Annotated in this window: 19 protein-coding genes and 1 riboswitch; of the genes, 13 read left to right on the top strand and 6 right to left on the bottom strand. The window is 38.4% G+C overall.

All coding sequences use genetic code 11. The features are described from left to right. Positions 1–85 precede the first annotated feature (85 nt). From thiE to thiM, 3 genes are read right to left on the bottom strand one after another with little or no spacing between them, the layout of a single operon-like run. A complete protein-coding gene (gene thiE, locus B1B04_RS11505; RefSeq protein WP_079561612.1) occupies positions 86–718 on the bottom strand; it encodes a thiamine phosphate synthase in 633 nt (210 codons plus the stop codon). After that, the gene (thiD, locus tag B1B04_RS11500) at positions 708–1,532 is read right to left on the bottom strand and encodes a bifunctional hydroxymethylpyrimidine kinase/phosphomethylpyrimidine kinase (protein WP_079561611.1); all 825 of its coding nucleotides are present in this window, start codon (positions 1,530–1,532) and stop codon (positions 708–710) included. The genes thiE and thiD overlap by 11 nt, the downstream gene beginning before the upstream one ends. After that, positions 1,532–2,287, bottom strand: coding sequence for a hydroxyethylthiazole kinase (gene thiM, locus B1B04_RS11495; protein WP_079561610.1), 756 nt, complete (start codon positions 2,285–2,287; stop codon positions 1,532–1,534). The genes thiD and thiM overlap by 1 nt, the downstream gene beginning before the upstream one ends. An 86-nt stretch (positions 2,288–2,373) precedes the next feature. After that, a riboswitch (TPP riboswitch) is annotated at positions 2,374–2,472 on the bottom strand. A 243-nt stretch (positions 2,473–2,715) separates the two neighbouring features. Here thiM and mbcS point away from each other — a divergent pair. The 3 genes from mbcS to B1B04_RS11480 all read left to right on the top strand — a co-directional run bounded on the left by mbcS (position 2,716) and on the right by B1B04_RS11480 (position 6,165). Next, a complete protein-coding gene (mbcS, locus tag B1B04_RS11490) occupies positions 2,716–4,305 on the top strand; it encodes an acyl-CoA synthetase MbcS (RefSeq protein WP_079561609.1) in 1,590 nt (529 codons plus the stop codon). A gap of 337 nt (positions 4,306–4,642) precedes the next feature. After that, the gene (gene tpx, locus B1B04_RS11485) at positions 4,643–5,146 is read left to right on the top strand and encodes a thiol peroxidase (RefSeq protein WP_079561608.1); all 504 of its coding nucleotides are present in this window, start codon (positions 4,643–4,645) and stop codon (positions 5,144–5,146) included. Positions 5,147–5,235: 89 nt separating this feature from the next. Then, positions 5,236–6,165, top strand: a complete 930-nt coding sequence (locus tag B1B04_RS11480) for a class I SAM-dependent methyltransferase (protein WP_079561607.1) — start codon at positions 5,236–5,238, stop codon at positions 6,163–6,165. A 379-nt stretch (positions 6,166–6,544) separates the two neighbouring features. Here the strand turns inward: B1B04_RS11480 and B1B04_RS11475 are convergent, their stop codons facing one another. Then, on the bottom strand, positions 6,545–6,994 hold the full coding sequence (locus B1B04_RS11475; protein ID WP_079561606.1) for a universal stress protein: 450 nt from the start codon (positions 6,992–6,994) through the stop codon (positions 6,545–6,547). A 437-nt stretch (positions 6,995–7,431) separates the two neighbouring features. On the opposite strand from B1B04_RS11475, the gene ald reads away from it, so the two are divergent. Further along, positions 7,432–8,547 carry an alanine dehydrogenase gene (gene ald, locus B1B04_RS11470; protein ID WP_079561605.1) on the top strand — a complete coding sequence of 372 codons (1,116 nt, stop codon included), beginning with the start codon at positions 7,432–7,434 and terminating at the stop codon, positions 8,545–8,547. A 339-nt stretch (positions 8,548–8,886) separates the two neighbouring features. On the opposite strand, the gene B1B04_RS11465 is transcribed toward ald, so the two are convergent. Further along, positions 8,887–9,975 carry a M24 family metallopeptidase gene (locus tag B1B04_RS11465; RefSeq protein WP_079561604.1) on the bottom strand — a complete coding sequence of 363 codons (1,089 nt, stop codon included), beginning with the start codon at positions 9,973–9,975 and terminating at the stop codon, positions 8,887–8,889. A gap of 272 nt (positions 9,976–10,247) precedes the next feature. On the opposite strand from B1B04_RS11465, the gene B1B04_RS11460 reads away from it, so the two are divergent. Both B1B04_RS11460 and B1B04_RS11455 read left to right on the top strand, forming a co-directional pair. Further along, positions 10,248–10,931 (top strand): metal-dependent hydrolase, encoded by a 684-nt coding sequence (locus tag B1B04_RS11460; RefSeq protein WP_079561603.1) that lies wholly within the window; start codon positions 10,248–10,250, stop codon positions 10,929–10,931. A 152-nt stretch (positions 10,932–11,083) separates the two neighbouring features. Further along, positions 11,084–12,391 (top strand): DRTGG domain-containing protein, encoded by a 1,308-nt coding sequence (locus B1B04_RS11455; RefSeq protein ID WP_079561602.1) that lies wholly within the window; start codon positions 11,084–11,086, stop codon positions 12,389–12,391. 98 nt (positions 12,392–12,489) lie between these two features. Here the strand turns inward: B1B04_RS11455 and B1B04_RS11450 are convergent, their stop codons facing one another. After that, a complete protein-coding gene (locus tag B1B04_RS11450) occupies positions 12,490–12,795 on the bottom strand; it encodes a YtpI family protein (RefSeq protein WP_079561601.1) in 306 nt (101 codons plus the stop codon). Positions 12,796–12,885: 90 nt separating this feature from the next. Between B1B04_RS11450 and B1B04_RS11445 the strand changes: the two genes are divergently transcribed. The 7 genes from B1B04_RS11445 to pyk all read left to right on the top strand — a co-directional run bounded on the left by B1B04_RS11445 (position 12,886) and on the right by pyk (position 22,620). After that, complete coding sequence (locus B1B04_RS11445; protein WP_094075097.1) at positions 12,886–13,830, top strand: DHH family phosphoesterase; 945 nt, start codon at positions 12,886–12,888, stop codon at positions 13,828–13,830. 34 nt (positions 13,831–13,864) lie between these two features. Beyond that, positions 13,865–16,948: a DNA polymerase III subunit alpha gene (dnaE, locus tag B1B04_RS11440; RefSeq protein ID WP_079561599.1), complete on the top strand. Its 3,084-nt coding sequence runs from the start codon at positions 13,865–13,867 to the stop codon at positions 16,946–16,948. A gap of 176 nt (positions 16,949–17,124) precedes the next feature. Then, positions 17,125–17,766 (top strand): FadR/GntR family transcriptional regulator, encoded by a 642-nt coding sequence (locus B1B04_RS11435; RefSeq protein WP_079561598.1) that lies wholly within the window; start codon positions 17,125–17,127, stop codon positions 17,764–17,766. A gap of 21 nt (positions 17,767–17,787) precedes the next feature. Continuing rightward, the gene (gene accD, locus B1B04_RS11430) at positions 17,788–18,636 is read left to right on the top strand and encodes an acetyl-CoA carboxylase, carboxyltransferase subunit beta (protein WP_079561597.1); all 849 of its coding nucleotides are present in this window, start codon (positions 17,788–17,790) and stop codon (positions 18,634–18,636) included. Continuing rightward, positions 18,629–19,585, top strand: coding sequence for an acetyl-CoA carboxylase carboxyltransferase subunit alpha (locus tag B1B04_RS11425; RefSeq protein WP_079561596.1), 957 nt, complete (start codon positions 18,629–18,631; stop codon positions 19,583–19,585). The genes accD and B1B04_RS11425 overlap by 8 nt, the downstream gene beginning before the upstream one ends. A gap of 286 nt (positions 19,586–19,871) precedes the next feature. Then, positions 19,872–20,831 carry a 6-phosphofructokinase gene (gene pfkA / locus B1B04_RS11420; RefSeq protein ID WP_079561595.1) on the top strand — a complete coding sequence of 320 codons (960 nt, stop codon included), beginning with the start codon at positions 19,872–19,874 and terminating at the stop codon, positions 20,829–20,831. Between the two features lie 28 nt (positions 20,832–20,859). Continuing rightward, entirely contained in the window at positions 20,860–22,620 is a 1,761-nt protein-coding gene (pyk, locus tag B1B04_RS11415) for a pyruvate kinase (protein WP_079561594.1), read from the top strand. Positions 22,621–22,749: the final 129 nt, after the last annotated feature.

The following is a 22,749-nucleotide window of genomic DNA, read 5'->3' as shown; positions in this document are numbered from 1 at the left end:
TTAAAATGTTTATTTTTTATCCCGTATTAACGGGCAGTAATTTAAAAACCCGATTGAAAGACGCCCCCTGATTAAAAGTTTCAATTTATCCTACAAATGCTTTAAATGTAGAGACTGTATTCGAAATATCTTCACTTTCGCAAATTGCGGAAATAACTGCTATTCCATCTGCACCTGCTTTAAATACCGTATGTGTATTCGAGCAGTTTATGCCTCCAATTGCAACGATAGGCAGCTCTGGGTATTGTCCGCGAACTTGCTGTAAAAATTCAGTGCCACTAGGCGGTTTGGCGTCACTTTTAGAAGTAGTTGAAAAAATTGGACCAATTCCTACATAGTCAGCACCATATTGTAAAGCAGTTATTAATTCCGCTTGAGAATGAACAGAAACACCTAGTATCATGTTGCCAATTTTTTTACGTACCATTGACACAGGAAAATCTTCTTGGCCAATATGAACACCATCTGCTCTAAGTTTTATAGCTAGCTCTACATCATCATTAATAATAAATGGAACATGATACTGTTGACAGAGCTTTTGACATTTACGAGCAAAATTTTCATAGGCTCGTCCAGTAAGGGTATTTGGCCCTTTTTCACGGTATTGAAACATAGTAATTCCGGATTGGAGAGCTTTTTCTAATACAATTATTGGCTCCTGATTGAAAACATTACCTGTACCCATAATAAAATATAGCTGTAAATCGTCACGTTTCATGTATGATCACCTCGCAGGAATCCTTATACTGTTGATAAGCAAAATGATTTGTTGGACCATGGCCATTCCCAATAGATAAATCATGAGTTATTGCTAATTGAATAAATTTTTTAGCTTCCTCAATTGCCTTTTCTATAGGTAGCCCAAGGCCAAGAAAAGCAGTTAATGCAGCGGAAAATGTACAGCCTGTACCATGCGTGTTTGCTGTTGCAATACGAGTAGATTGCATAGAAAATGATCCACCATCTTGAAAAAATACATAATCAGTAGCATGACATATATCCTCTAAATGACCGCCTTTCATAACGACGCATTGAACACCTGTCTGTAATAAAATCTGGGCTACTTCTTTAATATCTGCTATAGAATTAATTTTTCTTCCAGAAAGGGTTTCGGCCTCAGGAATGTTAGGTGTTACAATTGTTGCTAAAGGTAGCAAATAATTTCGTAATGCCTCAATTGCTTCTTGCTGTAATAAGCTTTCGCCACCTTTTGCAATCATAACAGGATCTACAATAAGTGGAATATTTACTTCGGCTAAAATATGTGCAATTGATTGGATGATTTCGGAGGAAAACAACATTCCTGTTTTAATAGCACTAATTGAAAAATCCTCGATTAGCGCTTTCAGTTGTTTTTCAACAAAGCTCACTTCAATTGGTAAAACATCTGATACACCCAAAGTATTCTGGGCCGTTAAAGCTGTAATGACAGACGTTCCAAATACTTTTAATTCCTGGAATGTTTTTAAATCAGCTTGTATACCTGCACCGCCGCCACTATCTGAACCGGCAATTGTCGTTACAGTATGCATTATTCTTCACCTTCCTTTGAAAGGCGATGTAGTTCATTCAATACAGCTATTTGAAAATCGCCAATGAATCGAGTAGAAGAAGCGGCTTTTTCTGCTAATTTTTTATAAAGTGATAATGTTTCTAGTAATTGGTCAAATGGTTGATCTCCTGCGGTGATAGAGGCACAACATATTGCACTCAATAAGCAGCCTGTTCCAGTAACTTCTGTCATTTGCGAATTTCCACCTGTAACCCATTGCTGAAGTTTGCCGTCAGTAATAAAATCCTTTTCACCGGTCACAATAACAATACAATTGTATTGCTGAGCTATTTTTTGTGCCTCCATTTCTAAAGAAATTGAACCACTACCACTATCTACGCCTTTTTGTTGCCAGTCTACATTGGCAATTGCTGCAAGCTCTCCGATATTGCATCGAATCGCCGCAAATTTTATTTCCTCCAATAATTGCTGTACCGTTTGTTTCCGGTAAGTCGTTGCACCGGCTGCAACAGGATCTAAAACAACCGGAATGCCAAGAATATTTGCTTTTTTCCCTGCAAGTAACATGGATTCTTTCATTCGCTCATTAAGGGTCCCAATATTGATCAATAAGCCTGAGGCGATTGTGACCATTTCTTCAACCTCATGACCGTCATCAGCCATGACTGGAGAAGCGCCTATTGCTAATAAGCCATTTGCTTGGAAATTAGCAACCACATAATTCGTTATGCAATGAATAAGTGGATTTTGTTTACGGATCGTTTGGAAAATCAATTTAAGTCCTCCTCGTTGGATGGACGTAAGCGTGCAAAAAAGGCCCTTTTTCGTGCAAAAAACACGTAAAAGAGCCTTTCATCAGTAAGTCGATGTGAATTGCTCCCTACGTCAGTATTAACTAACAGGTTCAAAGGGTCAGGTTTTACCTTCTCAACTCTTAATGAGTCCCCCTGCAATCATGCTTTTAGTTGACCAAAATGTACCATATTATTCATTCGCGTTCAATAGGGAGTTTTTTATTTTCATTCAGCAACTCTGTACGAAAGCGACGATTACGCCAATTTGAAATGAATAGAAGCAATACGTGACTGATGCCATATAGCGGAGCATGATAGTTGTCACGACTTTAATGAATTAGAGTGAATTCAATTGAAAATGATAAAAATTGAGTTTTATAATGGGCGTAACAAAAGGGGGCAATTGCCATGAAAAGAGAAGATTTAATCGCACCAGAATGGTATAACATTTCAGAAGAAATTGAAAAATATGCACAGGATCCTACGAAAAATGCATTATTAGTTTATAGCGAAGACGAGGAAATTCAGTACTTAACATATACAACTTTACTTGAAAAGGCGAATCAGGCAGCACATGTATTTACCTCCCAAGGTTTAAAAAAAGGCGATGTTATTTTAGTCATGGTACCGAGATCAGTGGAAGCATATATCGTGTATATTGCAGCTTTGAAGGCAGGTTTAACTATTATACCTAGTTCAGAAATGCTGAGAACTAAAGATATTGAATATCGAATCAATCATGCCGATGCAAAAGGAGTTGTTGCATTTGAGCCTTATATTGAACAATTTGATAATGTGGAAAATTTACAAGCAATAAAGCAATTTGTCATTGGTCATGCACATGAACCTTGGCAACCGTTGCTTGAAAGAATGCATAGCCAACCAACATCTTATATAAGCTCTACTCCAACTAAGAGTACAGACATTGCATTTTTAGCATATACAAGTGGTACAACAGGCAATCCAAAGGCAGCGGTACATACACATAGCTGGGGTTACGCACACTTGCGAACTACTGCACCAAATTGGTTAGGTGTTCAAGAGGGTGACATTGTTTGGGGAACAGCAGCTCCAGGCTGGCAAAAATGGATTTGGAGTCCGTTCCTCGCTACTTTAGGAAGTGGTGCAACAGCATTTGTTTACAAAGGTCACTTTGATGCGGCAACTTACTTTACACTGATTGAAAAATTCAATATTAATATTCTGTGTTGCACACCAACCGAATATCGATTTATGGCGAGTCTTGAAAATTTACAAGATTTTAATGTAAGTACAATACGTCAGGCTGTGTCAGCGGGTGAACCTTTAAATAGTGAAGTGATAAAAGTATTTTCCGAAGTTTATAATTTACAAGTACGAGATGGCTATGGACAAACAGAGAATACATTACTTGTTGGTACAATGGTAGGGATGGAGTCTAGAATGGGATCAATGGGCAAACCTACTCCGGGTAATACTGTTGAAATTATAAATGATCTTGGAAATCCTGTTGCGGTTGGGGAAATTGGAGATATTGCTGTACACTGTGAAACGCCCGCGTTATTTAAAAAATATTTAAACGATCCAGAACGGACAAATTTACAATTTAGAGGCGATTGGTATATTACCGGAGATCGTGCATACAAAGATAATGATGGTTATTTTTGGTTTGAAGGACGCGGGGATGATGTCATTATTTCGTCTGGGTATACGATTGGACCATTTGAGGTAGAAGATGCGTTGTTGAAGCATCCTGCAGTGAAAGAAACTGCCGTTGTTGCAAGTCCAGATGAGATTCGTGGAAATCTCGTGAAGGCGTTTGTTGTGCTCTGTGAAGGAGAAGTTGGTAATGAAACACTTATAAAAAAACTACAAAGCCATGTAAAAACTTTAACAGCCCCATATAAATACCCTCGTAAGATTGAGTTTGTTACTGAGCTGCCAAAGACCTCATCAGGCAAAATTCGTCGTGTCGAATTACGAGAGCAAGAAAAAATCCATTTTATCAAGCATCATTAATTTCCTGGGAAATAATGTCGAAAATCAAAGTTCCTGCTTTTTTATAATATTAGGTAATGTATTATAGGTTGAATAAGTTAAAGCTTTTGCAAAGTGTTGGAGATCAACTTCGTATTAGGGTGATAAGCCATATTATTTGGGGGAGACATCATTAGTTAGTTGGAAAATCAACCCTACATTATTTTAATGAACTTGGAAAAAGGTGCAACCTTAAGTAAACATGGCTGAATAGGTGCGAAAAGATTTTTCAAAAATATTTTTGATAAGCTGTCTCAGTTGCAATTAATTCCCTCCATTTAGTAATATTAAGTACATATGATGATTAGGAGGCGTTTATATGGCACAAGTAACATTTAAAAATGGTCAAGTAACACTTGTAGGGAACGAAGTAAAGGTTGGAGATCAAGCACCAGATTTCTCTATATTAGCGAATGACCTATCACCTGTTACATTAAAAGATTCAGAGGGGAAAATTCGTTTATTTAGCGTGGTACCATCATTGGATACTGGTGTATGCGATGCACAAACACGTCGTTTTAATGAAGCAGCAGCTGGCTTAGGTGATAATGTAGTAATCTATACAGTATCTGTTGACCTTCCATTCGCTCAAAAACGTTGGTGTGGTGCAGCAGGTATTGATGCTGTTCAAACAGTTTCAGATCACCGTGACCTGTCATTTGGTGAAGCATATGGTGTCTATATTCAAGAGTTACGTCTTCTAACACGCGCAGTATTTGTTGTGGATGCAAATGACAAAGTGACATATGTGGAATATGTTCCTGAAGCAACAGACCATCCAAACTATGAAGCGGCAATTGCAGCTGTCAAAGCACTAGCATAATTTATTGATTTTAGGCTAAGATATTACTAGACAAAGGGGCTGTGACAAGTTTTTGTCACGGCTCTTTTCTGCGTGAAAGGAAGTTGTGTATGGAAAACATCGAGAAGTTGTTTGGTATGCTAAATGAACATGCTGAAAAGATAGAAAAAGAACATAATATTACATTGCTAGAGGGTATTCTAGATGGCTTAGAGGCATGGCTAGGTGGGGAAGTTGATTTTTCACAAGAAGGTGCTACGAAGGAAGATGTGCGCAAAGCGATTCAAATTGCTGTTTTAAAGGGAATGCGAAAAGGCTCTCAGCCGAATCATCAGATGACACCAGATACTCTTGGGTTATTAGTTGGTTATTTTGTGGAGCAACTATTTGCAGATCGTCTAAAAACCGAAAAAATTTCGATTTTAGATCCAGCAGTAGGTACAGGGAATTTACTCCTAACAGTTATGAACTTATTAGACGAGAAAATAGAGGCAACAGGTGTAGAGGTTGATGAACTGCTTATTCGTATAGCTGCTGCTACAGCTGATTTGACAGAGCAGCCTGTTTCCTTATACCGTCAAGATGCGTTACAAGATTTATTAGTAAGTCCTGCAGATGCTATTGTTTGTGATTTACCAGTGGGATATTATCCGAATGAAGATATCGCATTAGACTATGAGCTGTGCCCTTCAGAAGGGTTGAGCTATGCGCATCATTTATTTATTGAGCAATCCATTAACTACACGAAGGATGGAGGCTATTTATTTTTCCTTGCACCAACGCATCTCTTTGAATCTGAGCAATCGAAACAACTGCATAAATACATTCAAAAGCATGCTTGGATTCAAGCAATTATACAATTGCCAGATACAATGTTCGCCAATAAAGCACTAGAAAAGAGCATTGTCATTTTACAAAAACAAGGTAAGGATTTCAAAGCCCCAAAAGAGGTGCTATTAGCAAAAGTACCAAATATGCAAAATAAACAAGCTCTAGCTATGTTCTTTGAAAAAGTGAAGATGTGGCAAGAAGGGAAATAAGTAAAAAAGGTATCCGAAATTGGATACCTTTTAGTTTATCTATAATAAAATATGTATCAATGAACAACTGTTGGTTTTCACCCTGAGTTTTCACACCCTAGAATAGGTGAAAAAGTTAAGCCGAAATAGTATTAATTATAATTAATACTAAAAAGATTCAGCTTAAGACTTCCTAATAGAAAAAAGAGAAAATTTTATGTTCCCTAGTGCTAACGTAGCGGCAGCAACAAAGCGCCCAGTCGTAACGGAAATCAACCCCCTCGTTTTTTACCAGAGAGCCATACTTTATTTAATAAGAACTTTAATCCCATTCACATATTAATTTTTCAACAACAAGAAAAAGGTATCTAATATTGGATACCTTTTATGTAATACAAAATTAATTTTCAGGTGTGCGGATAACAAGTACGTCACATTTAGCTGAGCGTACAATCGCTTCAGATACTGAACCGATTAGGAAGCGTTCTACTGCATTTAGACCAGTTGCACCACAGATAATTAAGTCTGCGTCTACAATTTTAGAAAGCTCTTTTGTAATGATATTTTTTGGTGAGCCATATTCAATTACAAGGTTAATATTTGTTAAGCCTTCTTCTTCAGCTTGCTTTTTGTAACCATTTAGTAGCTCTTCAGAGAATGCTTGAGCACGCTCTGCAATTGAACGGTCATATGCTTCAATAGCAGCGAAAGAACGTGTATCAATAACATTTACTAAATTTAATACAGCACCATCGTTACGTTTTGCTACGTCAATTGATTTACGGAAAGCGTATTCAGCTTCCTTCGAACCGTCTACTGCAACTACAATGCTTTTATATTTATTAGCCATTTGTATTACCTCCCTGATTTGTATATGTTGATTATACCAAATGATTTTCTAAAGGAAATACTTTCCGGAAGAAAAAATGTGAAAAAATGAAGACGTTTACAGTGATTCAGTTAATCATCATAACATAGGAGATTCACATTCCTCTAAGGTGCTGCGAACTCCAAAGAGCTGTACAACCTTCACTCTTATTAACTAATAAAGGGAATATGTTTTAATAAATGTCATCCTGGAAGAAAGATAATTGTAGGAAAATTACCACTTTATTAATTTGAATATTTAGCATTATAAAAATATTTTTAATTTTATCTATTATTATTTTAATTAAAGCATTTTTTGTTTATGTTTGGTAATATGGAAATGCAAGGGGTGCATCAATACATCGAAGAGTATGTAACAATATGTGCTTATTTTTTAGGTAATGGAAGGGGATAGGGAAGATGAAGATTGGTATTCCAAAAGAGATTAAAAACAATGAAAATCGTGTAGCCATGACACCAGCAGGGGTTGTTACATTAACAAATTCAGGTCATGAAGTGTTCATTGAAACGGGAGCAGGTTTAGGCTCAAGCTTTACAGATGCAGACTATGTTGCTGCAGGCGCTCATATTGTTGATACGGCAAAAGAAGCATGGGCGCAAGAAATGATTATGAAAGTAAAAGAACCTGTAGCGTCAGAATACGATTACTTCTATGAAGGTCAAATCTTATTTACTTATTTACATTTAGCGCCAGAGCTTGAATTAACGCAGGCACTTTTAAATAAAAAAGTTGTAGGCATTGCTTATGAAACTGTGCAATTAACAAATGGTTCTTTACCGCTTTTAACACCAATGAGTGAAGTTGCTGGTAAAATGGCAACACAAATTGGTGCACAATTCTTAGAGAAAAATCATGAAGGTAAAGGTATTTTACTAGGCGGCGTATCAGGTGTACCACGTGGTAAAGTTACAGTGATCGGTGGCGGTATAGCTGGAACAAACGCGGCGAAAATAGCTGTCGGAATGGGTGCTGATGTAACGGTAATTGATTTAAGCCCAGAGCGTTTACGTCAATTAGAAGATTTATTTGGCCGTGATGTACAAACATTAATGTCTAATCCATATAATATTGCAGAATCAGTGAAAAACTCAGATTTAGTAGTTGGAGCTGTTTTAATTCCTGGAGCGAAAGCACCAAAGCTAGTTTCTGAGGAAATGATTCAGTCAATGCAACCAGGCTCAGTAGTAGTCGATATTGCTATTGACCAAGGCGGTATTTTTGCGTCATCTGATCGAGTGACGACACATGATAATCCAACTTATGTAAAACATGGAGTTGTGCATTATGCAGTAGCGAATATGCCAGGAGCTGTACCACGTACATCAACAATTGCTTTAACAAATAATACAATTCCTTATGCACTTCAAATTGCTAACAAGGGTTATAGACAAGCATGTGTTGAAAACGCTGCATTGAAACTAGGTGTTAATACAATTGATGGACATCTTGCTTACAAGGCTGTTGCAGATTCTCAAGGGTTGCCATATGTAAATGTTGATGAATTAATTCAATAAATAAAGTAATAAAAGGAAGCACCGTGTTTAATTATGGGTGCTTCCTTTTTATGTTGTTGAAAAACTATTCCCTTAGCAAAACGAGGGTTGATTTCCGTTCCAAGCTACTCGCTTTGTTGCTGTCGCTGCGCTTTCGCACAATCAAAACCCTCTGCTGCCGCTTCGTTAGCACTACGCCTTCGCGTAAAAAACATCTGTTGGCCCAAGCGGCTCATCGAACGCCCTCAGGAAAGCGCCCAGCTGGAACGGAAATCAACCACTCGTTTTGCCGGAGAGCGTACTTTAAACTAAAAGAGGAAGCACCATGTTGGTTGCTTCCTTCCTTTTCCTTAAATAAACTTACAGTACAATCAAATCTTTCGGGAATTTTGTAAGTATTTCTACGCCATCTTTTGTTACTACTACATCATCTTCAATACGGACACCTGTCACATCGGACTTATAGATGCCTGGCTCAATTGTAAAGACCATGCCTTCTTCCATAGTCATTTCATTTGCGCCTGTAACAGATGGGAATTCATGTACAGAAATGCCGAGTCCATGACCAAGTCGGTGTGTGAAATAATCGCCATAGCCTGCTTCAGTAATAGTATCACGAGCGATCTTATCTAAATCCATTGCACGAACACCTGGCTTCACAGCTGCAATAGCATTTGTGTTAGCAGATAGTACTGTGTTGTAAATTTCCTTTTGTGCTTCACTAGGTTCACCAAAGGCAACTGTACGTGTAATGTCAGAACAATAACCATCGTAAATTACGCCAAGGTCGAATAAGATCATATCGCCTTTTTCTATTTTTCGAGCACCTGGTTTACCATGTGGAGAGGCTGTTTTTGGACCGCTCAATACCATTGTCTCAAAGGACATCTTGCAGCCTTTATCCTGAATAGCACTTTCTATTGCTGTTAAGATTTCCATTTCTGTTTTGCCTTCTGCGATTTCTTTACAGCCGATTTCAATAGCATAGTCAGCTAGTGCAGCGGCTTTACGTAATTTTTCTAATTCATTTGCCTCTTTAATTACGCGCATAGCATTGATTTTTTCATCAAGGCGGACAAAACTTGCCTGTGGAAATGATTGTTGTAGAGCTTCTAAACGCTCTACAATAAGTTGACCTTTTTCAATAGCAAACGTTTGTGGATTAACATTACGAGCTTTTATCGCTTGTGCAAGAACTTCCATTGAATTTTCAGTATCTTGGTGGCCGATGACTTCATAAGACCAACCTGCATCCTTCGCATCTGGGATCTCCATTTTTGGACAAATTAAAAAAGGTTCTGCCTCTTTAAAAATCATCACGCCTAGCAATCTCTCATGTGGATCACTTTTAAAGCCTGAAACGTAAAAAACATTGTCTGGTGTCGTTACGAAAGCGGCATCAATTTGGTTTTGTTGTAAATAACTTTGAATTTCTTTAACCTTTGACATAAACAGTTCCTCCTCTTATTGCACTGAAAAATTTCCATGTGCTTGGCTAAACTAATAGCTTAACCGGGATGAGGCTTCGACTTTTGAGCGATTTATAACTCTAATTCGATGCTTCATTTTTGTACAAATGAATAAATGTCTTCCCACAAGGTATGCTTTGTTGGGAAAGAATCTATTATTCTCTGTACAAGCATATCAAAAAAAGGGAAAAATCGCATGGATAGCGAATAAAAATGGTGTAGAACAATATGTACCGCAGGGAGGAAACGTAAATGGAAATTAGTTATCATGGACATTCTGTTGTCAAAATTCAATCAAATGGGAAAACAATCTTGGTAGATCCATTCATTAATGGGAATGGACAAACAGATTTAAAGGTTGCTGAGGAAGCACCGGATATAATCTTACTTACACATGGTCATAATGATCATGTTGGTGATACAGTGGAGCTTGCAAAGAAAAAAGATGCACTTGTCATTGCGCCAAACGAGTTAGCCAATTGGATTTCTTGGCAAGGAGTGAAAGTGCACCCGATGCATATAGGGGGAGCCAAGGAATTTGATTTTGGTAAAGTGAAGTTTACGCAAGCTTTCCACGGTTCGTCATATGTAACTGAAAATAACGAAATTATTTATATGGGAATGCCTGCTGGAATTTTACTATTTATCGAAGGATTAACAATTTATCATGCAGGGGATACAGCTTTGTTTAGTGATATGAAACTAATTGGAGAACGCCATCCTATTGACATTGCATTTTTACCAATTGGTGATAATTTTACGATGGGTCCAGAAGACGCAGCTTGTGCCGTGTCATTTTTGAAGCCGAAAATTGTCGTACCAGTTCATTACAATACATTCCCACCAATCGAGCAGGATCCACAAATTTTTGCGGATTTAGTGCAAAATGCAGAGGTTCAAATTTTAAAAGCGGGTGAAAAAGTAAACTGTTCCTAATCAGCGACACTGCTGTACTATATGAGTTGGCACCACGTGCGTAGTTGAAACGATGGGGAAAGTATAACAAATTCATCACTTTATATTAAATATTTTTATAAAAAATATGGTACACTAAGAGCAGAATTGATGATTGAGAAATAGGTGATATTTTGTCTACAAAACATGAGAGAATTTTACAATACATCGAATCATTACCCGTTGGTGATAAAATTTCAGTACGTCAAATTGCAAAGGAAATGCAGGTGAGTGAAGGAACGGCATACCGTGCTATTAAAGAAGCGGAAAATCGTCGTTTAGTAAGCTCTATTGAACGTGTTGGAACAATTCGTATTGAGAAGAAAAAGAAAGAAAATATTGAGCGATTAACCTTCGCAGAAATTGTAAATATTGTAGATGGCCAAGTTTTAGGTGGAAAAACAGGTCTACATAAAACGTTAACGAAATTTGTTATTGGTGCCATGCAATTAGAAGATATGATGCGTTATACAGATGCAGGAAGCTTGCTGATCGTTGGTAACCGTTTTAAAGCGCATGAAAATGCACTTCGAGCTGGTGCAGCTGTTTTAATTACAGGGGGCTTTGATACAACTGAGGAAAACAAATTACTTGCAGATTCCTTGGACTTACCGATCATTTCAACAAGCTATGATACCTTTACTGTGGCAACAATGATTAACCGCGCAATTTATGACCAATTAATTAAAAAAGATATTTTATTTATTGAAGATATTTTTGTGCCGATGACTGATACTTCTGTTCTTCGAAATGATGAAACAATTCAACATTTCCACAAGCTAAATGAACGAACAACTCATGGTGCATTTCCTGTTGTGACAGCAAACAATAAGCTTGTTGGGATGATTACAGTAAAAGACGTTATCGGTCGCGAAGAAAACGAGTTTATTGAAAAAGTTATGACGAAAAATCCGATTGCTGGATCGATGAAAATGAGTGTTGCTTCTGCAGGGCATCGTATGATTTGGGAAGGGATTGACCTGTTACCAATTGTCGATGATGATAATATTTTGCAAGGTGTAATTAGTCGACAAGATGTACTAAAGGCGCTTCAGCTTGCTCAAAGACAACCTCAGCATGGTGAAACGATTGATGATTTAGTGAAAAATGAGATGAAGGTGCTTGGCGATGAAGAATTAATCGTAGAATTTAAAGTAACTCCTCAAATGACCAACCAATACGGGGCAATTTCTTATGGAGCATTTACAACTTTGCTAGCGGAAGTTGGTTCATTCTCATTAAAGCGTCGTAAACGTGGAGATGCAGTTGCCGAAAACATGACGATTTATTTCATCAAACCTGTGCAAATGGAAAGCACACTTACTGTAAAGCCTCGAATATTAGACATGAGTCGTAAGTTTGTGAAAATGGACTTCGAAGTGTTTAATCAACAAATGCTTGTTGGGAAGGCAATGATGATGTTCCAACTACTGGAACGTTAAGAAAACAGAAAAAGGGATGGTCTAGGGTACATGCTAGACCATCCCTTTCATTTCTTTCAGCGGGTGTCATGGAATTATGCCGAGGCATAATTGATTATTTATCGGTTAATACGGTACTCTTCTTCAACAAATTGACCGTAGTGACGAACCTTTTTAGTGTTTTCGACAATAACAAAGATGCCTAAAACGACAAGAATTGCTACAATAATAAATGTAAATAACCCTGGGAATAAATAAGCTTGGTTTAAACCAAACAAAAGAATAAATGCACCGAAACTTACATTGGCTTTACTCTTGTACCAATTTTTAGCGATTGGTAATGAAGAACGAAACTGTTTTGTTTTAAAATAAAAATAAAACACAAATGATATGATTATTGTAAATACAAATATTAAATTGAGCATAGTAAACCTCCTAGCATAACTAGTCATTATTGTAACGATTATTGAAGAAAAATGCTAACGGTTATTACTATCAAGTTGGGGGAAATTAATTTGAAAAGACAAATCATCGACACAATTGCTTCATATGAAACAATCATTATTCATCGCCATGTGCGACCAGATCCAGACGCTTATGGATCTCAGCAAGGCTTAAAAGAGCTTATTTTAGCAAATTATCCGGAAAAGAAAGTTTTTGCTGTAGGTGAGCATGATGAATCATTATCATTTTTAGTAAATCCCGATGACATTACAGATGAAATTTACGATAATGCTTTAGTTATTGTGACAGATACGGCAAATACAGAACGTGTGGACGATCAACGCTATATAAAAGGTAAAACGATTATTAAAATAGATCATCATCCAAATGACGATGCGTATGGTGATTTACTATGGGTAGATACGAATGCGAGCTCTTGTAGTGAAATGATTTATGAGCTCTTTGAGGAAGGGAAACAAGTAGCCAACTGGATTCTACCAGATGCCTCCGCAAGATTATTATTTGCTGGTATTGTAGGAGATACAGGACGTTTCCAATTCCCTAGCACGACCGCAAAAACGTTTAAAATTGCAGGGGAGCTTGTTTCATATGATTTTGATCGAAATCAAATTTTCGATGGAATGTATGAAATGGAGCAAAAGCTATTAAATTTACAGGGCTATATTTATCAAAATTTCAAAATGGATGAGTACGGAGCAGCACATATCAAGCTGACAAAGGAATTGCTAGCAGAATTCAATGTTGTACCGTCAGAGGCATCCCTGTTAGTTGGCTGTCTTGGAAGTGTGAAAGGTATTTGTGCATGGGTGGTCTTCATTGAAGAGGTCGATCAAATTCGTGTGCGTTTACGCTCAAAAGGCCCTGTTATTAACACTTTGGCGAAGGAATTTAACGGTGGTGGACATCCGCTCGCTTCAGGAGCTACAGCTTATTCATGGGAAGAAGCAGAGCGTGTTATAACGAGATTACAGGAAATTTGTAAGGCGTATCGATAAACATTTTTTCATACCTAGAAAGGAAGGGATTCATTTGACACATGTATATACGAAAATGCATACGAGTGCGGATTTATTGCAAAGTACGATTCGGCTTGAGCAATTGATCCCTTTTTTACAAGAGCAAAATACTCAGGCCTGTGCAATCGTCAATTCAAAATTGTACGGGCTTTTGCCTTTTTGTAAAGCATTGCAGCAAGCGAATATTCATGCTGTATTAGGGCTCTCGATAAACGTACAGTGGCAAGATAGAAAGGTTCCAATTGTGCTGTATGCTCAGACGCAAGAAGGCTACCAGCATCTTTTAAAGATTAGTAGTGCAGTTTCGATAAGAGAGGATAATACGCTTCCGTGGAAATGGCTTGAAGGATATGCGGCGGGCTGTGTGGCATTACTTTCTTCGGATGATTTAGTAGAAACTGAGGATTGGACAGAAGTAGCAAGTGCTTTAAACAAGGTATTTGGCAAGCATTTATTTATGGGAATTGCAAGACCAGCAGGAATGAAAGCCGAAAAAGAAGAAACGTTTGTGACGTGGTGTGAAACTATGAATATAACGTTAGTTGCCTCCCAAAGCTGTTATTTTTTACGACCAGAAGATCATTTCGCCTTTGAGGTTGCAAGAGCGATAGATTCAGGTGAAAAGCTTACTGATACAATGCAATCAGCTCATTTACAAGGATATTTCGCTCCGACAGAAGAGGAATGGCGAAGCTGGTTTGCTGATCATCCAGAATGGCTAGCATCTAGTGCAACGATGCTAGCGAGCTGTACGGCGGAAATTCCTGAAATGCACGTTCAAATGCCTAAATTTCCTGTTCCTACAGGTGAAACAGCCGAAAGCTTGCTTGTCAAAGAGACTTTTGCAGGATTGGCAGAACGATTAAAGCAAGCAGAGATTCCTAAAGTTTATCAGGAGCGGCTTCAATACGAGCTTGAGATTATTTGTTCAATGGGCTTTGCAGATTATTTTTTAATTGTTGCAGACTTTATGCACTTTGCTAAAGAAAATCGTATTTTAACAGGTCCTGGTCGTGGTTCATCAGCAAGTTCTCTTGTAGCTTATAGCTTATCTATTACGCAAGTAGATCCATTAGTTTATGGCTTATTATTCGAACGATTTTTAAACCCGGAACGTGTTACACTGCCGGATATCGATATCGACTTTGTCGACAGTAAAAGACAAAAAGTAATCCATTATGTCGCTCAGAAATATGGCAAGGCAAATGTGGCGCAAATTATTACGTTTGGCACTTTATCTGCAAAGGCAGTAGCTAGAGATGTTGCGCGTGTTTTTGGTTTTGACGCTGAAACGTTAGAGAAAATCTCGAAAATGATTCCCAATAAACCAGGAATAACATTGCAAAAAGCAGTAGCCGAATCACAAGGCTTACAAGGCTGGTTAGCTGAGGATGAAAAACATCGTCGTTGGTTAGAGGTGGCGTTAAAACTTGAAGGGGTGCCAAGAAATTCTTCCACTCATGCGGCAGGAATTGTGCTGTCACCTTCTCCATTAGTTAATACGATACCGATTGAAGAAGGGCATGATGGAATTTATTGTACGCAATGGCCGATGGGAGATGTAGAAGCCTGTGGACTTGTCAAAATGGATTTTTTAGGATTGCGCAACCTGACAATTTTAGAGCAAGTGCGTTGGTCAATTTATAAATCCGGTGGTCCTTGGATAGAGTTTGAGCTTATACCGATGCAAGATGAAAAAACATTTCAACTTCTTCAAATGGGAGATACATTAGGGATTTTCCAATTAGAATCGGAAGGTATGAAGCAAGCTTTAAGTGATATTCAGCCAACCCATTTTTTAGATATAGTAGCAGTCAATGCGTTGTATCGCCCTGGTCCAATGGATTTTATTCCGATGTATGCTAGACGGAAAGCGGGAAGGGAATCGGTTACTATGCCTCATCCGGCATTAGAGCCCATTTTACGAGAGACATTTGGTGTCATAGTTTATCAAGAACAGATCATGCAAATTGCCTCGGTGATGGCTGGATTTACAATGGGACAAGCGGATTTATTGCGTCGAGCGGTAAGTAAAAAAAATCGTCAAGTATTAGAAGAGCAACGTACCGCATTTGTAGATGGAGCAATGAAGCAAGGCTTTGACGTCCATGTGGCGGAAGAAGTGTATGCATTAATTGTACGCTTTGCAGACTACGGTTTTCCTAAAAGCCATGCTGTCGCATATAGCGTTATCTCCTACCAAATGGCCTATTTAAAGGCACATTTCCCGCAAAGTTTTTATTCTGCGTTATTATCAAATGCAACAGGAAATGTGGAAAAAATTCTGCAACTTGAGAATGAGGCAAAAGAGAAAGGAATTTCGTTTTACCCGCCATCATTAAAACAAAGTACAAAATTCTTTACTGTTGAGAAGGATGGAATTCGCTACAGCTTGTCCGGAATAAAGGGTGTTCCTTATACATTTATAGAGAAAGTATACGCCTTACGCCAGGCGAAGCCAGAAGCATTGGATAATATATTTGACATGGCAGTTGCATTAAGCGCACAGCATTTTAAACCAAAAGTAATGGAGTCTTTAATTTTCGCGGGGGCTCTCGATTATTTAGATAAAGATCGTGCGGTACTGATAGCGACATTGGAGGCAGCTTTGAAGCATGCAGAACTGCTAAGACCAACTGAGGATATTGATATTGAATCGACTACTACCTTTAGCTTTGGTAAGCCAAAGTATATGGAAGCAGAAGCGATGCCACAAAAGGAAAAATTGCTACGTGAAAAGGAAAGTCTTGGTTTTTATATATCAGCCCATCCGGTTACAGAGGAAAGAGCTTTTTGGAATGAGGTAAATAGTACGTGCAGAGAGTTAAAACAAGCGCGTGACGGAACGTATGTCAAAATGCTTGGCATGATAGAAGAAGTGAAAAAAATACGCACAAAAAAAGGTGAGCAAATGGCCTTTGTTCAGCTTCAGGATGAGTTTGGAGCAATATCTGTAACCTTATTCCCTCAGGTTTTTCATCTTGTTCAAGAGCTGTTACTTGAAGATGAATTGCTTTACATTGAGGGGACACTTGAAAGACGCTTTGGTAAACCTCAAGTGAAAGTAAAACATGCGCAAGCGACGAAAAGAATATGAAATTGAAGAAAATATTAGAAACTGCATAAATTTTTTATGCAGTTTTTTCTTTACTTTTTAACAGTTATTTTGTAAGCTAGAGTCAATGTTCAAAAGTGGCCAGACCACTTTCGGTATGTTTATGTAGCGACAGATACAATTACGCCAAGGCGAAATTGATAATAGGAGTTGATCGTATGGATAAAAAAACCGAACAAAAAAAAGTGTTTTTGGATATCGTCCAACAATTACGACAACTTATTAAAATGGAAGAAATACAGGCTGGAGAAAAACTACCTTCCGAACGAGTCCTTTCAGAGCGTCTAGGTGTCGGGCGATCCTCTGTGAGAGAGGCATTGCGAAGCTTAGAATTGTTAGGTCTTATTGAAACGAAACATGGGGGAGGTACGTTCCTAGCTTCCACGCATAAGCATCAGCTCGTAGAAATACTGTCGATGTTTATACTAGAAGATGAAAAATCGAAAAAAGATGTCGAATTAACGCGACAAATTCATGAAAAGGAAGCCATTCGCGTAATAAGTTGTACAGAGACTCTGCGAACACTACCGGTGTGGGACAGTTTTTTTGTAAAGCTAGAGATAGAGGATGCGATTAGTTGTCGAGATGTATTACGAGAAATAATCATCACGGCGGGAAATCGTCTTTCACTAAAAGTCTGGTTTCAGTTAGCAGCTTATGATGGTGACCGTTTAAATCGAAACTCAACAGAAGAAGAAAAATTGATCATTCAAACTATGTTGAAATCGATGCAGCTTGGCTATGAAAAAGAAGCACTAAAAGCTTACGAGCAATGGATGAAGACTTTACGAAGTAATTAGACAACAAAGGGGGAGTCAAACATGGCAATTCGCAGCATATTTAGTAAAAAGAAAGAGGACGGACAAGAAAAGGGGTTTCCAGAAGGACTTATGACAAAATGTCCAGAATGCCGTCACATTCAATTAACGAAAGAATTAGAAAAAAATAACAAAGTGTGTACAAAATGTGACCATCATTTCAAAATGACTGCACAGGAGCGCGTAGCATGTTTTTTAGATGAAGGTTCATTTGTTTCAATGGACGATCATTTACAAACAAGTAATCCTCTTAATTTCCCTGCTTATGTTGAAAAAATTTCAGCGGACCAACAAAAAACGGGATTAAACGAAGCCGTACTGACAGGTGTGGGTACCCTTGATGGAGAAGAAATTGTTGTAGCAATTATGGATTCTCATTTCCGTATGGGTTCAATGGGCTCAGTTGTTGGAGAAAAAATCACAAGTGCCGTAGAAAAAGCTACGGAATTACGAGTACCGTTTATTATCTTTACTGCAAGTGGTGGGGCGCGCATGCAAGAAGGTGTACTATCATTAATGCAAATGGCGAAAACGAGTGTGGCATTAAAACGTCATAGTGATCATGGACTATTGTTTATTTCAATATTAACGCATCCTACAACAGGTGGCGTTTCTGCAAGCTTTGCCTCTGTTGGAGATATTAATATTGCGGAGCCACAAGCATTGATTGGCTTTGCTGGTCGTCGAGTAATCGAAGAAACAGTAAGAGAAAAACTACCAAATGATTTCCAAACAGCGGAATTTTTATTAGCACATGGACAGCTTGATGCAATCTTCCATCGAAAAGATTTACGAAACCAAGTAGCAGTGCTTGTAAAAATGCATACAAAAGGAGGCGTGCAACATGTCTAAAAATTTAGCTTTTGAAGAACCAGTAGTACAATTACGTGAAAAAATTGATGAATTAAAAACGATTGCTACCGAGGCAGATGTAGATATGACAGGCGAAATTGAAAAGCTTGAAACACGTCTAACACAGCTAGAACAATCTATTTATGCAAATATGAAGCCATGGGATCGTGTACAGGTTGCTAGACATCCAGAACGACCAACAACTTTACAATATATAGAAGCTATGTGTGAAAACTTTATTGAGTTACATGGAGATCGTACGTTTGGTGATGATGCGGCTATTCTTGGTGGGATTGCTCTTTTTGAAGGTCAGCCAGTAACAATTATTGGACACCAACGAGGGAAATCAACGAAAGAAAACATTCGTCGAAATTTTGGTATGCCACACCCAGAAGGATATCGTAAGGCATTACGCTTAATGAAGCAGGCGGAGAAATTTAAACGACCAATTATTTGCTTTATTGATACGAAAGGTGCTTATCCCGGTAAGGCAGCTGAGGAACGTGGTCAAAGTGAAGCGATTGCTAGAAATCTTGTCGAAATGGCGGGCTTAACAGTACCAGTTATTTCAATCGTTATTGGGGAAGGCGGAAGCGGTGGTGCACTTGCATTAGGTGTAGCAAATCGTGTCTTTATGCTAGAAAACTCAACATACTCTGTAATCTCGCCAGAAGGGGCAGCGTCGATTTTATGGCGTGATGGTAGCCTTGCAAAGCAAGCGGCAGAAGCAATGCGTATAACAGCACCTGACTTAAAAGAGCTTGGCGTTATTGATGGAATTATCCCTGAAATAACAGGTGGAGCTCATCGCAATGTAGCAAAACAAGCACTTTATTTAAAAGAATGTATAAGCGACACACTAAAAACATTGAACTCTTTAAATGGCGACCAATTAATTGAAGACCGTTATGAGAAATTCAGAAAGATTGGACAATATACAGAAGCTTAAATCCATTTTTAGGTTTTTGGACATATAAATTTGCTCGTAAAGAGTTAAAAATTGTTTCTTTAAAAAATAAATAACCTAATGATGGAAGAATAAATAGTGCGAAAAATATTACCAAACACTTCAGAAAAATGTTAAATTCAGGATGTTTTTGAATAGAAAGAGTGTGTGAAAGCGCATTCTTTTTATTTTTTATGTAAAAGTTATGTTTTTGTAGCCTAAGAACACTTACATAGTTTGTTTTTTCATGTTAATGTGAATAATAATAGTATCTGCAGGAGGTTCGACAATGAAAAAAATTGCCGTATTAACAAGTGGTGGAGATGCACCAGGAATGAATGCAGCTATTCGTGCGGTCGTTCGTAAGGCAGCATATCATGGAATTAATGTTGTCGGAATTAAGCACGGCTATGATGGCTTAATAAAAGGAAGTATGGAAGATCTTGATTTAGGTTCAGTAGGTGGTATTATTCAACGCGGTGGTACACATTTAAATTCAGCAAGATGTCCTGAATTTAAAGAAGCCGCTGTTCAGCAACGAGGTATAGACAATATGCGTGAAGCTGGCATTGAGGGACTAGTCGTAATCGGCGGAGACGGTTCATACCGTGGAGCTATGGATTTAGTGAAAAAAGGCTTTCCTGTTGTGGGCGTTCCAGGAACTATTGATAATGACGTACCAGGAACCGAGTATACGATAGGATTTGATACTGCGCTAAATACGGTCGTGGAATCCATTGATAAAATCCGCGATACAGCAACTTCTCATGAAAATTCCTTTATCGTTGAGGTAATGGGGCGAGATGCAGGAGACATTGCTTTATGGGCAGGTCTGGCAGCCGGTGCTGAAACAGTTTTAATTCCAGAAGAAGATTATAATTTGGATGATATTGTGGCACGCTTAGACCGTGGTGCAGCGCGTGGGAAAAAGCATAGCATTATTATTGTCGCTGAAGGTGTCATGTCTGGTAGTGAGTTGGCAAAGCTATTATATGAAAAAACAGGAAAAGAGACGCGTGTTTCTGTTCTTGGACATATCCAACGCGGTGGTTCACCTACTGCGCGTGATCGTGTTCTAGCGAGTCAATTCGGTGCACATGCAATTGAATTGCTAATGGAAGGAAAGTCTGGCAGGGCGGTAGGTATCCGTAATCATCAAGTGATTGACTATGATATGCCTGAGGCTTTCGAAAAAAATCATGAGGCAGATGTAAGCTTATATACTTTAATGAAAGAACTATCCATATAATTTGATATAAAAACGGAGTGGGCAGAAAATGAGAAAAACAAAAATCGTATGTACAATTGGTCCAGCAAGTGAGTCACCAGAAGTTTTAGAGAAACTAATTGAAGCAGGTATGAATGTAGCCCGCTTAAACTTTTCGCATGGTTCTCATGAGGAGCACGAAGTACGCATTAATTTAATTCGCGAAGTAGCACAAAAATTAGGGAAACCAGTTGGGATTTTGCTGGACACAAAAGGTCCTGAAATTCGTACGCATAATATGAAAAACGGAGAATTGCATTTAGCAGCAGGGCAAGTTATTGATATTTCAATGACGGAAGTTGAAGGAACAGAAACTAGCTTCTCTGTAACGTACGAACGTTTAATCGAGGATGTTGAGCAAAACGGCATTATTTTATTAGATGATGGACTTATTCAACTACGTGTATTAGCAAAAGATATGGAAAAAGGTCTTATTCATACGATTGTTGAAAATGCAGGTGTTTTAAAAAATAAAAAGGGTGTTAACGTGCCGGGCGTTTCTGTACAACTTCCTGGAATTACAGAAAAAGATGCACAGGACATTTTATTCGGTATTAAGCAGGGTGTTGATTTTATTGCAGCCTCGTTCGTTCGTCGAGCAAAGGATGTACTTGAAATTCGAGAATTACTTGAACAAAATGGCGGTAACCACATTCAAATTATCCCGAAAATCGAGAATCAAGAGGGTGTCGATAATATCGATGAGATCATCTTAGTTTCAGATGGGTTAATGGTAGCACGTGGTGATCTTGGTGTAGAAATCCCAGCAGAAGAAGTACCACTTGTACAAAAGAAATTAATTTTAAAATGTAATCAAGTAGGTAAACCAGTTATTACGGCTACACAAATGCTAGATTCGATGCAACGTAATCCACGTCCGACAAGAGCAGAAGCTAGTGACGTAGCAAACGCAATTATCGACGGTACAGATGCAATTATGCTTTCTGGTGAAACTGCAGCAGGACTTTATCCAGTAGAGTCTGTACAAACAATGAATAAAATCGCACAACGTACAGAAAATTCATTAGACTATAAGGCCATCGTCTCTACTCGTAGTCGTGAAAAAGAAGCAAATATGACGGAGGCGATTTCTCAGGCAGTAGCGTACACTTCGATTAACTTAGGTGTAAAGGCCGTGCTTGCACCAACAGAAAGTGGTAACACAGCTAGAATGATTGCAAAATATCGCCCAGGTGTACAAATTGTCGCGGTTACGGGTTCTGCCAATACAGCTCACGCATTAACACTAGTTTGGGGTGTATTCCCAGTTGTTTGCCAACGTGTTACGACAACAGATGAAATTTTAGAGCTAGCTGTTGATGAAAGCTTGAAACATGGCTTTGTAACGCATGGTGATGCAGTTGTTATTACAGCAGGTGTACCAGTAGGGGAAGCAGGTACTACTAACTTAATGAAGGTACACATCATCGGAGATTTGTTAGCCCGTGGTCAAGGTATCGGTAAATCTTCAGTAGTAGGTAAAACAGTTGTTGCTAAAAATGCAGCAGAGGCACTAGCTTATGATACAGACGGATGCATTATAGTAACGGTTGGTTCAGATCGTGATATGATGCCAGCGCTTGAAAATTGCATTGGTCTGATTACGGAAGAGGGCGGGCTTACAAGTCATGCAGCAGTTGTAGGACTAAGCCTTGGCATCCCTGTTATCGTTGGAGTAAAAGAAGCTACTACACTGATTCGCCACGGTCAAGAAATTACAATGGATGCTGAAACGGGAGTTATTTACAAAGGGCATGCAAGTGTTCTTTAATTTCTTTAGTAAATGTTTTTATCTATAACAAAAAGCTCTAGTGCAAATAATTGTACTAGAGCTTTTCTTATAAAGATGAAGTAAATAGCATTTTGCGGTTTATCACCGACATCTAGAGATGACATAGAT

This window comes from Lysinibacillus sp. KCTC 33748 (assembly GCF_002237755.1).
GTDB lineage: Bacteria > Bacillota > Bacilli > Bacillales_A > Planococcaceae > Lysinibacillus.
The sequence above is the reverse complement of the archived record's forward strand: the minus strand, read 5'-3'. Positions and strand labels throughout refer to the sequence as shown.

Excerpts from the sequence above, each read along its gene's own strand:
- thiE (WP_079561612.1), bottom strand. The coding sequence starts at position 718 with ATGAAACGTGACGATTTACAGCTATATTTTATTATGGGTACAGGTAAT.
- thiD (WP_079561611.1), bottom strand. The coding sequence starts at position 1,532 with ATGCATACTGTAACGACAATTGCCGGTTCAGATAGTGGCGGCGGTGCA.
- mbcS (WP_079561609.1), top strand. The coding sequence starts at position 2,716 with ATGAAAAGAGAAGATTTAATCGCACCAGAATGGTATAACATTTCAGAA.
- tpx (WP_079561608.1), top strand. The coding sequence starts at position 4,643 with ATGGCACAAGTAACATTTAAAAATGGTCAAGTAACACTTGTAGGGAAC.
- B1B04_RS11480 (WP_079561607.1), top strand. The coding sequence starts at position 5,236 with ATGGAAAACATCGAGAAGTTGTTTGGTATGCTAAATGAACATGCTGAA.
- B1B04_RS11475 (WP_079561606.1), bottom strand. The coding sequence starts at position 6,994 with ATGGCTAATAAATATAAAAGCATTGTAGTTGCAGTAGACGGTTCGAAG.
- ald (WP_079561605.1), top strand. The coding sequence starts at position 7,432 with ATGAAGATTGGTATTCCAAAAGAGATTAAAAACAATGAAAATCGTGTA.
- B1B04_RS11465 (WP_079561604.1), bottom strand. The coding sequence starts at position 9,975 with ATGTCAAAGGTTAAAGAAATTCAAAGTTATTTACAACAAAACCAAATT.
- B1B04_RS11460 (WP_079561603.1), top strand. The coding sequence starts at position 10,248 with ATGGAAATTAGTTATCATGGACATTCTGTTGTCAAAATTCAATCAAAT.
- B1B04_RS11450 (WP_079561601.1), bottom strand. The coding sequence starts at position 12,795 with ATGCTCAATTTAATATTTGTATTTACAATAATCATATCATTTGTGTTT.
- B1B04_RS11435 (WP_079561598.1), top strand. The coding sequence starts at position 17,125 with ATGGATAAAAAAACCGAACAAAAAAAAGTGTTTTTGGATATCGTCCAA.
- accD (WP_079561597.1), top strand. The coding sequence starts at position 17,788 with ATGGCAATTCGCAGCATATTTAGTAAAAAGAAAGAGGACGGACAAGAA.
- B1B04_RS11425 (WP_079561596.1), top strand. The coding sequence starts at position 18,629 with ATGTCTAAAAATTTAGCTTTTGAAGAACCAGTAGTACAATTACGTGAA.
- pfkA (WP_079561595.1), top strand. The coding sequence starts at position 19,872 with ATGAAAAAAATTGCCGTATTAACAAGTGGTGGAGATGCACCAGGAATG.
- pyk (WP_079561594.1), top strand. The coding sequence starts at position 20,860 with ATGAGAAAAACAAAAATCGTATGTACAATTGGTCCAGCAAGTGAGTCA.